Genomic DNA, 14,197 nt, shown 5'->3' on the forward strand with positions numbered 1-14,197 from the left:
TTTCGAATGAAAGCAAGAAATCCTTGCTAGATTTTTCCTGTATATCTTGAGAAAATTTATTTAAGGAGTGGATGATCATGTATATTGGCGAAAAGTTAAAACTAAGAAGAAAAAAAGCTGGATTTACACAGGAACAAGTTGCCGAGAAAATGAATATTACCCGGCAAACATTATCCAATTGGGAGGTCGGAAAAAATTATCCTGATATTGACTCCATCATTTCACTTAGCCAAATCTATAATCTCTCCTTAGACGAATTGTTGTTAGGAAAAATCCATTTTAAAGGAGAGTTTGTCATGAATAAGAGATTAACATTAGATGAAATTACTGCTTTATTAAAAAAGCATTACCCGACCGCTATAAATATGAAAGAACTAAATGGTGGCCTAGTTTCGCAAACTTATTTGTTTGAAGACGGAAAACAACACTTTATTTTTCAAGTAGGAAATCAACATGAAAGTTATAAGAAAGAACAATTTATTGGGAAGGAACTTATGAAGTGGTTACCTGTTCGGAATGTATTAGAAATTAATCAGGACGATAATGGAATTGCTTATTCTATCTCAACATTTATAGAAGGCGAAAAATTATATGACCTCAATAGCCAAGAGCTTCTCGACATCGTTCCTGCTGTTTTAGAAACATTAGAAACTTTGGAATCCATTGAGGTGCCTGTGGATAAACAGGGATATGGCTATTTTGATAGTAATGGCAACGCTTCTTACCCGACCTGGTTAAATTTTATTGGTGCTGTATACAACAACGACATTTATAACTGGTCATCCTTAGAACAAAAAGGATTGGATTCTGAAGTAGTTCATCAGGCAATGAAAGAGTTAAAATCTCATATAAAAAACATTCCTATCAGCTCAAGAAATATTGTTCACGGTGATTTAGGCTCATTTAACTTATTGGCTAAGAATAATAAGGTCACAGGTATTATTGATTGGAGTTTATCCTTATATGGGGACCATTTATACGATAAAGCAAATATTCTATTTTGGAATGAGAAGAAGCTTCAACCACTTATCAAAGAAATAACAAATAAATATATTACAACGTTCGAAACAAGAGAAATTGTATATTGCTATATGCTTCGGATAGGATTAGAAGAGTTATATAACACAGTAATTCGCGAATTTGTGGGCTACGATATTGAATGGGTAGCCAATCGGTTAAATGAGATTATGCGTAACTTTTTATATCAAAAATAACTACGGTTTGGTTGGTTTAAAGCAAGTAAAGCTAAAAGCAACAATATAAAAATTAGAAAGAACTACAAAGGTAGTGTCCCCCAAAATATATCGTTACTTTTTTGGGGGACGGTATATGTAATTAAATAATCTCTTTCTTATTAATCTTACTTTTGAAATTCGTGTTGCTATTAAGGTGGCATATAACTGATATCAAATTCCTTGATTATAATTTTCAATTCTGATTCTATACACCTACATGAAAGATAATGATAAGATAGTTATTGTCAAGCAATGAAGTAATGGAAAAAGTTTGTAGAGATAATGTTTAGGAGGCATCGTTCAATATATGGATAGAATTTCCTTTAGAGATATTGATAGCTCTAATGAACGGATTGTTAGAAGTATAAAATTAAAACCCGGACAAGAAAAATTTATTGAAACTGTCGATGAATGTTTGAAAGAAGCTCAAACATACCAAGAATGGCATCCAGTCGCAATATATTACGATAAGGAAATTGTTGGCTTTGCGATGTACGGTTCCTTTGGTCCTAATAAAGATACTTGGATTGATCGAATAATGATCGATGAAAAATACCAGGGTAAAGGCTTAGGTAGAATTGCAATGATCAAGCTCATTGATATTGTGTCAATGGAGTATGGGGTAAACGTTATCTATTTGAGTATCATCGAGGAAAATAGAGCAGCTCAACATTTATACGAAAGCTTAGGATTTGAATATATTAATGAAAAAGACCCGAATGGAGAACTCATCTTTAAATATACTGTTTAAGATTATCAAAGAAAGCCATTGTCACTCTAGTAAAGGATCTAGCAACTTTCTTATCTACCAACTAAATTCGTGCTATAGTCAATAAAAGAGTTCAATAGAAAAAACTTCAACAAAATAGAAAATCGACATTAGCAATTATAGTTCAACCATACTAAAAGGGAGTGTAAGATAATCTGTGCATATCACAGTTTTCGTTTACACTCCCTCTTTTATTAATTAATGTAGTAGTGAACTATTCTGGCAGTTTTCTCGATCTTCTAAAAATCAATAAACACTACTTGATCATAGAACATTCCACTTCCTTAAGATGTCCTTTAGCTGCCCAAAACTATCTTCCTTCGTACCATTATTATTAATTACTGCATCAGCAAGTTCTATTTTTTCACGAACAGGGATTTGTGAACGAATTCGTTGCAATGCCTCTTTCTCACTAGAGCCATCTCTACTCATTAATCGTTCAAGCTGCGTGTTTTCATCGACATAGACGACCACAATTTTCTCTACAAAATGGGTTAGCTTGCTTTCAAACAACAATGGAATATCCATCACTACACATTTCTCCAATTCCTTAGTATAAGCTTCCTTCTCTTCAAGCATCCGCTTCCGTATAGCAGGGTGAACGATCCCATTTAATTTCTTACGCTTCCCCTCATCTGTAAAAATAATGGAACCAAGTTTCTTACGATCAATCGACTGATCCTCCAATAGAATTGTTTCACCAAATTCCTTTACAATCTCTTGATAGGCAAATTCACCAGGTTCAACGACTTCACGTGATATCTTGTCCGCATCAATTACTGGAATATGAAGCTCTTTAAACATAGTGGAAACCGTACTTTTTCCACTTGCAATACTTCCTGTTAATCCAATTACTAAGGTCATGCTAGTCTCTCCTTTACAACTTCTGACACTGAAGGCAGACATGGGTACCACGTCCACCCACTTTCATTTTTGTAATAGGAGCTCCGCAATTTTTACATGCTTTATTTTCTTGACCATATACATATAGCTCCTGCTGAAACATCCCCATCTCACCCTGGCCATTAACATAGGATCGAATGGTAGTTCCTCCCTGCCTTACTGCTTCTTCAAGCGTTGCGATCGCTTGTTTTTGTATTTCTTGGACCTCTTTTTTCTTAAGCTTATTTGCTTGTTTAAGAGGATGTACCCCGGCTTTAAACAAGGTTTCATCTACATATATATTTCCAAGACCTGCAACCACAGTCTGATCTAATAACACTGCTTTAATGGAACGGTTTGTATTTTTAAGCTTTTTGTAAAAGTAATCCAGTGTGAAATCCTTATCAAATGGGTCAGGTCCTAGCTTCTTTAAGGGCTCTTGAATAAGTTCTTCTCCCTTATTTACTAGATGCATCGTACCGAATTTCCGGACATCGTTATAGCGTAATTCCTCTTCAGTCGTAAAAGAAAAAATGACATGGGTATGTTTTTTTATCGGTTCATCCTTGTAATGAACACTATATTTTCCTTCCATTCGCAGATGTGAAATTAACGTATAATCATCCAATTCAAATAAGAGATATTTTCCTTTTCGTTTAATATCATGAATCGTCTGTCCGATTAAAAGATGCTTAAATTGTTCTGTATCCTCTGGTTTTTTAACAATTTTCCCCCAATAAACGGATACCTGGTCAATGGTTCGATTTAATACAAATCGCTTTAATGTTCTACGTATTGTTTCTACTTCTGGTAATTCTGGCATGTTAATTCTCCTTACTTTGCATCATACCAACTATCGCCATAAGCATATTCTGCCTTTAATGGTACAAGTAGCTCAACGGTTTGCTCCATCATGGCCGGAACAATTTCTTTCAGTTTCTCTAGTTCTTCCTTTGGAGCCTCTAAGATTAATTCGTCATGAACCTGAAGCAGCATTCTAGCTTGCATCTTTTCATCGATGAGTTTTTCATGTAAGTCAATCATAGCCTTCTTAATGATATCAGCAGCTGTTCCTTGAATTGGCGTGTTCATCGCTGTTCTTTCTGCAAAACTACGAAGATTAAAGTTTCTGCTCGTGATATCAGGTAAATATCTTCTTCTATTCATTAATGTCGTGACATAACCTTTATGCTTGGCTTCCTGAACGATATCATCCATATAGGCCTTAACACCAGGATAACTAGCAAAATAGCGCTCGATAAATTGCTTAGCTTCCTTACGGGTAATGCCTAGATTTTGCGAAAGACCGAAATCACTAATACCATAAACAATTCCAAAATTAACTGCTTTCGCCTGTCTTCTCATATTCGAGGTGACTTCGTCTTCAGATACATGGAAAACGTCCATAGCTGTTTGCGTATGAATATCTTGTCCCTTTTTAAACGCAGCAATTAATTTTTCATCATTTGCTATATGGGCTAACACTCGTAATTCAATTTGCGAGTAATCTGCAGCAAACATAATCCAGCCTTCCTGAGAAGGAACAAAAGCTTGTCTAATCTTTCTTCCCTCTTCTATTCGGATTGGAATGTTTTGTAAATTTGGATCGATTGAGCTCAATCTACCTGTTTGTGTTAATGCTTGATTATAGCGAGTATGAATTTTGCTTGTCTTTTTGTCTACAACCTTTAATAAACCTTCAATATAGGTTGACTGAAGTTTTCCTAATTGACGATACAATAGAATTTTGGGGATAATCTCATGCTCATGTTGCAGTTGCTCTAAAACATCTGCAGCAGTCGAATAGCCTGTTTTTGTTTTCTTAACTACCGGCAAGCCCAATTTTTCAAATAAGATTGGACCTAACTGCTTAGGAGAATTTAAATTAAAGGTTTCTCCAGCAAGTTCATATATCTCTTTTTCAATTTCGCCTAACCGCTCTTTTAGTTCCGTACTCATTTGCTCGATACGTTCCACATCGAGTATAACACCTGTATGCTCCATCTCTCCTAAAATAAGTGCTAATGGCATTTCTAGTTCTTTTAATAATTCAAACTGTTCATTTGCTCGTAGCTCTTCTTCCATTTTCTCTTTTAGTGTGAACAAAAGCATGGTTTTCCGTACGATATGGTCAGCTAGCACCTCTTGGTCTGGTACTTTCATTTTTGCTCCCTTACCATATACTTCTTCATCATATAGAACCGTCTTTAATCCTATACGATGTCCAATTGCTGGAATATCATGATTATTCTCAGAAGGATCTAGTAAATAAGACGCGAGCAATACATCAAAGGTCATGCCTTTCAAATGAATTCCCTTTTTCCAAAGAGAAACTAACGACTGTTTTGCATCAAAGACAATTTTTCTTTGCTTTTCGTCTTCTGCCCAAGTTTTAAAAGCTTCTGATTGAAGTGCAATATCTGTAGGAATAAAATATGCATGTTTGCTATTCACTACTCCTATTCCCTCAATAGGTGCAGTATGATAACTATCCGTTAATATTTCAACAATTAATGCTTCTTCACCAGTAAACATATCTTCTTGAACCTTGTCTACTATTTGGAAATCTATTGCTTCAAACTCATTCGTTGATTCCTCTATGGCTACATCTGAGCCAACTCTATCAAGTAGGGATTGGAAGCCTAAATCCTTAAAGATGCTAGTCAAATCCTGAGGAGCAAAACCATCATATTGGAGATCTTCTAATTGTATCTCAACTGGAGACACACAATTAATCGTTGCAAGTTCTTTACTCATAAATGCATCTTCTTTATGATTGGTTAAGTTTTCTTTTAATTTCTTGCCACTTATTTCATCTAAATGATCATAAACATTTTCTAATGTTTTATACTCTTTTAGTAGCTTTGTGGCAGTCTTTTCTCCAACTCCAGGTACTCCAGGAATATTGTCTGAGCTATCACCCATTAGCGCCTTTAAATCGATAATTTGATCTGGTGTTAACTCCATCTTTTCAACCATATATTCTGGAGTATATGCTTCAACTTCACTTATACCCTTTTTCGTAACATTAACGGTTACATGCTCGGATACAAGTTGTAACATATCCTTATCACCGGAAATAACCTGAACATCCCACTTCTTTTCTTTCGCTTGTATAGCTAATGTACCAATAATATCATCAGCCTCATATTGGTCTAGCTCATAATGACGAATTTGAAATGCGTTAAGTAATTCTCTTACTAGTGGAAACTGTTCAGACAACTCTGGTGGTGTCTTTTGGCGTCCACCTTTATACTCCTTAAACGTGCTATGTCTAAATGTTGTCTTCCCAGCATCAAATGCTACTAAAATATGTGTCGGCTTTTGCTCCTCTAAAATACGTAAGAGCATTGTTGTAAATCCATACACTGCATTTGTATATACTCCCCTATCATTGTTTAATAGTGGAAGAGCAAAAAACGCACGGTATGTAATACTGTTACCATCAATTAGTACTAATTTTTCCGCCAATTGTTATTCCTCCTTACACGACAAGTCTACTTGCATCTATTCTACCATTACTATTTCGATAGGTAAAAAAATTTAGAAGCATCCCTAAAGCGGAATGCTTCTCATTTTGGAAAATATAGATGAAAAGTAGTTCCAGTATTTAATTCACTCTCTACTTCAATCATTCCCTTATGCAGCTCGACAATATGCTTCACAATTGCAAGCCCAAGGCCAGTACCACCTGTATTACGGCTTCGAGCTTTATCTACCCGATAAAAGCGTTCAAAAATTCTAGGTAGCTCTTCCTTTGGAATGCCGATTCCTGTATCCTTCACGCATAGATGGATAAAATCCTGTTCTTCCTTAACGTTTAACGTGACTCTTCCATCCTTGGGTGTATAGTTTATCGCATTTGCGACTAGATTAATCATAACCTGCTTAATTCCATTTAAATCTGCAAGAAAATCTATTTCAGAGTCATTGTCAATGATTAGTTGAATACCTTTTTGATCAGCCTGCTGTTTTAAAACTGGGATAACATCATCTATCAGCTTTCGGGTATTTACCAAAGTAAGCTCCAGTTTGGAATCTTCATTTTCCAACTTTGACAACGTTAATAAATCCTGTATTAATGATTGTAGCCGTCTACTCTCTTCATTAATAATACCTAGAAATTGTCTCGCTATTTCCTTATCTTTTAAATCATCATCTAATAGCGTTTCGGAAAATCCTCGAATAGAAGTTATTGGGGTTTTCAGCTCATGAGAAACATTTGCTACAAAATCCTTACGCATTACTTCAAGTTGCTTCAAATCAGAAATATCATACAAGACTAGTACAACACCTTTTATAATATTACGCTCATCAAATATAGGTGCTGAAACTATTTCAAAATACTGTTTTACCTCAGCATCAAGCGTAACAAAATCCTTTACATTCTCTTCATATAAAAAGGTTTGCTGGATTGTTTTGTGAAGTTTCTCCTGCTCCATTACATCATAATATAAATATCCAATATAATCCTTCTCCAGCTTCCCAAAAATGGATAAAAACTTCTTGTTGACTAGGTGTATATATCCTTTTTCATCGATCAACACTAGCCCACTCTGAATATTTTCAATTACTGTAGTTAATTGTTCTGCAACTATCTTTTCATGAATGGAGATTTCACTAAGACTTCTTGCAAGTGAATTAATTTTCATCAGCAAAGATGCCATACTTCCACTCACTGGATGATGCATTCTGGCTCGAAAGTTCCCTTTTACTAGTTCATCTAAAGTTACTGTTGCTTTCTCAATTGGTTTAATGTATTTATCATAAATGTAATGAAGCAAGGACATAAAAACTACAAATTCGGTCAGCAAAACAAGCAACAGGACAAACAGATTATTCGTAAATTGGCTTAAAACGATTCCAGTTACAATTAAGGTAATCATTACAATGATTACTAAGTTTAGAAATGGTTTTATCGTAGTGAACTTCACGTCGGATCCTCCATTTTATAACCAAGTCCACGAATCGTCTTAATATAAATCGGCTTTTTCGTATTGGGTTCAATTTTCTCACGTAAATGACTAACATGAACATCAACAATTCGAGTATCCCCAACAAAGTCATAATCCCAAACTGCACTTAATAACTGGTCCCGTGATAAAACTCGATCCTTATTCTTAGCAAGATAATACAGTAATTCAAACTCTTTACGAGTAAAAGCAAGGACTTCTTCATCCTTCTCCGCTTCATAACGTTCCGGATAGATAATTAAGTCGCCAATTTTTATACGAGTGGTTGGATTAATACTAGAAGTAGTGGTCCTTCTTAAAATTGCTTTGATACGTGCAATTACTTCCTTTGGACTAAATGGTTTTGTTAAATAATCATCCGCCCCAATTTCTAAACCAAGTATTTTATCAAACTCTTCATCCCGAGCTGTTAGCATTAAAACTGGTGTATCTATTTTATTTCTTCTTAATTGCTTACATACTTCAATTCCATCCATTTCAGGGAGCATTAAATCCAGAATGATAAAATCATAATTGTTTTTATCGGTTTTTCGAATTGCCTCTAAACCATCATAGGCAACATCCGTAACAAAACCAGCCTTCTCTAAATTGAATTTTAATAACGTTACAATTGATGCCTCGTCATCAACAATCAAAACCTTTTCATTCATGCAATCCATTCCCCATTTCTATTTTTAATAGGAAAAGCTTTATATATATATATTTATCTTACAATGAATGCTTGGGAAAGAAAATCAAAGAGCCTATTTGTAAAGAAAACTTTATAATTGTTTGAAATTGTTTGCTTTTAATTAATTTTTCGTATCGTATGTGCGATTGGGTTAATTTCATATTGTATATCAGCAATCCCTTGAACGAATGATTTGTCATGCGACGTAAAAATAATCATTCCTTCATATCCTTGACAATACATCTCTAGTGCAGTCATGGTAGGAATATCCAAAAAATTAGTTGGTTCATCTAATAACAAAATATTGTAATCACCAAGAAACAATTGACAAAGCTGTAATCGGATTATTTCCCCACCACTTAGTGAGCTAATTTTCTTTGTTATATCCATTTCTGAAAACAGCATGTTATGGAGAACACTTCTTACAAAGCCCTCTTTATGATTAGTATGTTGTTTTATAAATGATAGTACCGTTTCATCACTTTTCTCACGATAACTCATTTGCTGAAAAAAGCCAATCCTAGCTTTCGGAGATAGAATAAGTCCATCCCCTTTTTTTTGCTATATGTTGTAGCAAGGAACTTTTACCAGCACCATTTGGGCCAGTAATTGCAATTCTCTTTCCTAATGGAAATTGGAAACTGACATTATTTAGTAGGTGTTTCTTTCCTCTACTTAGACTAAGTTTCTCTGCAATAATAGGGTATTTATTGTTCAGTTCCAATGCTTTGGATAATGGAAAAGAAATCCTTTTTTCTCCTCTCAACGGTTCAACTGGATGAAGCTTTTCTATTCTATTTGCAATAGATTTTGCTGCACGATACATATTCTTTTGACTAGTACCTTTCGATTTAGTTTTACCTAGTCGACTTGGCTTTTCCTTTTTCTGTGTTTTTTTATCTGTTCTCATCATTTTTTGAGCCCTTACCATTTTATCTTGGACTGCTGTTTCTAACCTACTTCGTTCTTTTTCATAAATTTTTTGTTCATGAATTTTTTGTTCCTTCTCCTTTACTTTTTGTGATGCATATGATGAATAATTTCCGGAATAGACCTTGACTGTACCATCAGCAATCTCCCAAATTGTCGTAACCAAGTTATCTAGAAGACTTCTGTCGTGGCTGACAATTACCATTGCACCATAATAATTTCTAAGCTGTTCCGTAAGGAAGGTAATTCCTTCTTGGTCTAAATGTGTAGTAGGTTCATCGATTAATAGTGCTTCATGGTAACCAGTAAATAAGTGGGAAAGTTTTAATTTTGTCTGCTCTCCCCCACTATAATTTTTATTTAGATTACTAATGTGAAGCTTTGAAAGTAAAGTAGCATCCACTGATTCTACCAACTTATTCGGTATTTCTAACTGAGAGAAATATGCATGTTTAACAAACCGCTTTACACATCCTTTATTAGGTTGAATGGTGCCTGCCAATAATTTTAGTAAAGTACTTTTCCCCACTCCGTTCCTTCCAACAATTCCAATTCGGTTAAACTGATGGACAGCTAAGTGATCAATGTTTAGTATCTCCTTATCACGAAATGATAAGCTGACATCCTCCATTAGGAATACAATATTATCCATAAAAAAACCTCCTACAGTTTATTGAATCTGTGAGAAGGCTGAGGATATAGTATCAATAAGATATTAGCTTTATAGCTATAAGAAAAAAAGAAAGCGCTAAGAATGACGCCTTCCTTTAACCTTTTTTCAAGAACTATTTTAGAGTTTGTTAAAAGTGAACAGACTATTCCCGTTACCTTGTCTCACAGACAGGTCTTTGAACGTATAAAATTACGAGTTCAAAGTAGGAAAACGTAGTCTCACGATTAACAACCCTCCTAACATTATTATTAAAGGTATAGTATATAATGTAAGCTCGATTGTCAATAGGTAGTAGCACTGTCTGCAAATATTAGATTAGTATTATACTTAAGGCTTGTACATAGTTAGAAAGGGATATTTCACTTTTCTTGGTTTTTTCTGTTAAAAATACTCAATATATGTCAGATTCTCTGACGGCACAAGGTCTTATCTCAAAAAAACTCTATAATACAGCCTACAAAAAAGCTTCATCCTCATAATTGAAAGGATGAAGCATCATTATTTATTCTAGGACCTTTAAAACATTCTTAACAGAATCAGCTGATTTATCAAGAGCTGTTTTTTCGTCATCTGTTAATTCTAACTCGATAATTTTTTCAATACCATTTGCGCCAAGAATTGTTGGTACTCCAAGGTAGATATTCTGGTAACCATACTCACCTTCAAGATAAGCTATAGCAGGTAGGATACGGCGCTGATCTTTTAATATTGCCTCTGCCATTACCGTCAGTGAAGCGGCAGGAGCGTAATACGCGCTACCGTTTCCTAGTAGGCTAACAATTTCTCCCCCACCGGTTCTAGTTCGAGCAACAATCTCATCTAAGCGTTCTTTTGCTATTATTTTTTCTAAAGGAATACCACCAGCATAAGAGTACCGAATGAGTGGCACCATATCATCACCATGGCCACCTAATACAAACCCGGTTATATCCTTAACAGATATATTTAACTCTTGTGCAATAAAAGTTCGGAAACGAGCCGTATCTAAAACTCCTGATTGACCAATAACACGTTCTTTCGGGAATCCAGATTCTTTATAGACTGTATATGTCATAGCATCAACAGGATTTGTTAAAACGACAATAATAGTATTTGGAGAATACGTTACAATTTCTTTCGTTACGGACTTCATGATTTTGGCATTTGTATTGACTAAATCATCTCGACTCATGCCAGGTTTTCTAGCGATGCCTGCTGTAATGATAACCAAATCTGAATCCTTTGTTTCTTCATAATTTGAAGTTCCAATAATGTTAGCATCGAAGCCTTGTACTGGACTTGCTTCTAGCATATCTAACGCTTTTCCTTTAGTTGGATCTTCCATACTTGGAATATCCACTAATATAATATCTCCTAGCTCCTTTTGAGCAAGCATTAAAGCTGTCGTTGCCCCCGTAAAACCAGATCCAATGACTGAAATCTTGTTGCGCTTGTTTCCCATTGGTTTCCTCCTTTTGGATTAGTCCATGTTCTTAATTAATTCAGTACCAAACTCAGAACATTTCACTTCAGTTGCACCATCCATTAAACGAGCAAAGTCATAAGTTACGACTTTAGAAGCGATTGTCTTATCCATTGCTTTCGTAATTAAATCAGCTGCTTCTCTCCATCCAAGATGCTCAAGCATTAATACCCCTGATAGAATTACGGAAGAAGGGTTTACTTTATCTAAGCCAGCGTATTTTGGAGCTGTTCCATGGGTAGCTTCAAAAATAGCATGACCAGTATTGTAATTAATATTTGCTCCTGGAGCAATACCAATTCCACCAACCTGCGCAGCTAAGGCATCAGAGATATAATCTCCGTTTAAGTTCATAGTAGCTACAACGTCAAATTCTGTTGGACGAGTAAGGATTTGTTGTAGGAAAATATCTGCAATAGAATCTTTAACAATAATTTTCCCTGCTTTTACAGCTTCATCCTGAGCTTTGTTAGCAGCATCCTTACCATCTTTTTCAGCGATACGGTCATATTCTGCCCATGTGAATACTTTATCACCAAACTCTGCTTCTGCAACTTCATAGCCCCAGCCTTTAAATGCACCTTCTGTAAATTTCATAATGTTACCTTTATGAACTAAAGTAACACTCTTACGGCCTTCGTTAATTGCATACTGAATAGCAGAACGAACAAGACGCTTAGTTCCTTCTTCTGAAACTGGTTTAATACCAATACCAGAAGTTTCTGGGAAACGAATTTTATGTACTCCCATCTCATTTTGAAGGAAGTTAATTACCTTTTTCACTTCATCAGAGCCTTTTTGCCATTCAATACCAGCATAGATATCCTCTGTGTTTTCACGGAAGATAACCATATCAACATCCTCTGGACGTTTTACTGGCGATGGAACTCCTTCAAAATAACGAACTGGACGTAGGCAAGTAAATAGATCTAGTTCTTGACGTAGTGCTACGTTAAGAGAACGAATTCCCCCACCAATTGGTGTTGTAAGAGGACCTTTGATTGCAATTTTATATTCATCAATTTTATCTAATGTATCTTGTGGTAACCATTCACCAGTTTTATCAAACGCCTTTTGACCAGCATATACCTCTAACCATTCAATTTTTTTCGTTCCGTTATATGCCTTCTCAACAGCTGCTTCTAATACACGGCTTGCTGCTGCCCAAATATCTGGACCAGTTCCATCCCCCTCAATGAAAGGAATAATTGGGTTATTTGGTACATTTAGTTTACCATTTTCAACAACGATTTTTTCACCTTGTGCCATAATTTTCTCCTCCTAAATACTTATAGCTTATCATAATAATAGCCGGAAGAACCGGCTATTAGAACGAACTTCTCTTAATATTAACGATTTTCAATTGGAATGTATTGTTGCGTTGTTGGTCCAACGTATTCTGCACGAGGACGAATTAGGCGGTTATTCGAATATTGCTCTAGGATATGAGCAATCCAACCTGAAACTCGGCTCATAGCAAAAATTGGTGTAAATAAGTCATGATCAATTCCTAGGCTATGATATACCGAAGCTGAATAAAAGTCTACATTTGCTGGTAGGCCTTTCTCTTTCTTAATGTAATCCTCAATTTTTACAGACATATTATACCATTTCTCTTGTCCAGTTAAAGTAGTTAATTCTTTCGACATCTTCTGAAGATGCTTTGCTCTAGGATCACCATTACGATACACACGGTGTCCCATACCCATAATTTTTTCTTTGTTCGCTAGTTTTTCTTTAATGTAAGGCAGTGCATTTTCTTCAGTACCTATTTCTGTAAGCATCTTCATAACCTGCTCATTCGCTCCACCATGAAGTGGTCCTTTTAATGCACCGAGAGCAGCAACTATTCCTGAATACATGTCGGAAAGTGTTGCTACACATACTCTAGCAGTAAAAGTAGAGGCATTTAGCTCATGATCGGCATGTAGTACTAATGCTTTATCGATGGCTTCTACTTCAATCGCATTAGGCTTTTCTCCATTTAGCATATAAAGGAAGTTTTCCGCATAGCTAAGGTCTTTTAAAGGTTTAATTGGTTCTTTTCCTTGTCTAATACGGGAAAACGCAGCAATAATAGTAGAGATTTTAGCTTGAATGCGAATCGCTTTACGATGGTTAGCTTCCTCCGTCATTACATCAGCCTCATCATCATAAAGACCAAGTAAAGAAATAGATGTTCTTAAGGCAGCCATAGGATGAACCTTAGACAAATCATATGAACGTAATTGTTCGATAACCTGCTCAGGAACTTCCATGTTATTTGCTAGCTCTTGTTTAAATGCTTGTAGCTCAGCTTGAGTCGGTAATTTTAAATTCCATAGTAAATATACTACTTCCTCAAAGCTTGATTTCTCAGCTAAATCATCAATTCTATATCCAACATAGGTAAGCTGGTCATCAATAATAGAACTAATGGATGATTGAGTTGCAACAACCCCTTCAAGACCTTTCGTTGCTGTCATGTTAAAACCCTCTCCTTTTTCTATAATGTTCTAACAATAAAGTTGAAAATAATGTTATATTATTACGACAATTTCCTATTATATTCATCGGATATTGTCATCCCCAACCTAATTATAAAGGATTCTCCTATTAAAGTG

General features: G+C 35.4%; 12 protein-coding genes. 2 read left to right on the top strand and 10 right to left on the bottom strand.

What is annotated here, in order from left to right; all coding sequences use genetic code 11:
* Positions 1-77 precede the first annotated feature (77 nt).
* Positions 78-1,214 carry a phosphotransferase gene (locus tag KI338_RS12110; RefSeq protein WP_212921253.1) on the top strand — a complete coding sequence of 379 codons (1,137 nt, stop codon included), beginning with the start codon at positions 78-80 and terminating at the stop codon, positions 1,212-1,214.
* A 328-nt stretch (positions 1,215-1,542) separates the two neighbouring features.
* On the top strand, positions 1,543-1,986 hold the full coding sequence (locus KI338_RS12115; protein WP_212921254.1) for a GNAT family N-acetyltransferase: 444 nt from the start codon (positions 1,543-1,545) through the stop codon (positions 1,984-1,986).
* Between the two features lie 282 nt (positions 1,987-2,268).
* Here KI338_RS12115 and coaE read toward each other — a convergent pair whose 3' ends face one another.
* The 10 genes from coaE to citZ all read right to left on the bottom strand — a co-directional run bounded on the left by coaE (position 2,269) and on the right by citZ (position 14,059).
* Positions 2,269-2,868, bottom strand: coding sequence for a dephospho-CoA kinase (gene coaE, locus KI338_RS12120; protein WP_212921255.1), 600 nt, complete (start codon positions 2,866-2,868; stop codon positions 2,269-2,271).
* Positions 2,869-2,881: 13 nt separating this feature from the next.
* Positions 2,882-3,709 carry a DNA-formamidopyrimidine glycosylase gene (mutM, locus tag KI338_RS12125; protein ID WP_212921256.1) on the bottom strand — a complete coding sequence of 276 codons (828 nt, stop codon included), beginning with the start codon at positions 3,707-3,709 and terminating at the stop codon, positions 2,882-2,884.
* A gap of 11 nt (positions 3,710-3,720) precedes the next feature.
* Positions 3,721-6,357, bottom strand: a complete 2,637-nt coding sequence (polA, locus tag KI338_RS12130) for a DNA polymerase I (RefSeq protein WP_212921257.1) — start codon at positions 6,355-6,357, stop codon at positions 3,721-3,723.
* 101 nt (positions 6,358-6,458) lie between these two features.
* The gene (gene pnpS / locus KI338_RS12135) at positions 6,459-7,820 is read right to left on the bottom strand and encodes a two-component system histidine kinase PnpS (RefSeq protein WP_244853579.1); all 1,362 of its coding nucleotides are present in this window, start codon (positions 7,818-7,820) and stop codon (positions 6,459-6,461) included.
* Positions 7,817-8,509 carry a response regulator transcription factor gene (locus KI338_RS12140; RefSeq protein ID WP_212921258.1) on the bottom strand — a complete coding sequence of 231 codons (693 nt, stop codon included), beginning with the start codon at positions 8,507-8,509 and terminating at the stop codon, positions 7,817-7,819. The genes pnpS and KI338_RS12140 overlap by 4 nt, the downstream gene beginning before the upstream one ends.
* A gap of 137 nt (positions 8,510-8,646) precedes the next feature.
* Positions 8,647-9,030, bottom strand: coding sequence for an ATP-binding cassette domain-containing protein (locus KI338_RS17900; RefSeq protein WP_306345313.1), 384 nt, complete (start codon positions 9,028-9,030; stop codon positions 8,647-8,649).
* Positions 9,031-9,049: 19 nt separating this feature from the next.
* Positions 9,050-10,111: an ATP-binding cassette domain-containing protein gene (locus tag KI338_RS12145; protein WP_306345314.1), complete on the bottom strand. Its 1,062-nt coding sequence runs from the start codon at positions 10,109-10,111 to the stop codon at positions 9,050-9,052.
* Positions 10,112-10,634: 523 nt separating this feature from the next.
* The gene (gene mdh / locus KI338_RS12150; protein ID WP_212921259.1) at positions 10,635-11,573 is read right to left on the bottom strand and encodes a malate dehydrogenase; all 939 of its coding nucleotides are present in this window, start codon (positions 11,571-11,573) and stop codon (positions 10,635-10,637) included.
* 18 nt (positions 11,574-11,591) lie between these two features.
* Entirely contained in the window at positions 11,592-12,863 is a 1,272-nt protein-coding gene (icd, locus tag KI338_RS12155) for an NADP-dependent isocitrate dehydrogenase (RefSeq protein WP_212921260.1), read from the bottom strand.
* Between the two features lie 80 nt (positions 12,864-12,943).
* Positions 12,944-14,059 (bottom strand): citrate synthase, encoded by a 1,116-nt coding sequence (gene citZ / locus KI338_RS12160; protein WP_212921261.1) that lies wholly within the window; start codon positions 14,057-14,059, stop codon positions 12,944-12,946.
* Between the last annotated feature and the right edge of the window lie 138 nt (positions 14,060-14,197).

The organism is Ornithinibacillus bavariensis, from assembly GCF_018333235.1.
Classification (GTDB): Bacteria; Bacillota; Bacilli; order Bacillales; family Amphibacillaceae; genus Ornithinibacillus; species Ornithinibacillus bavariensis.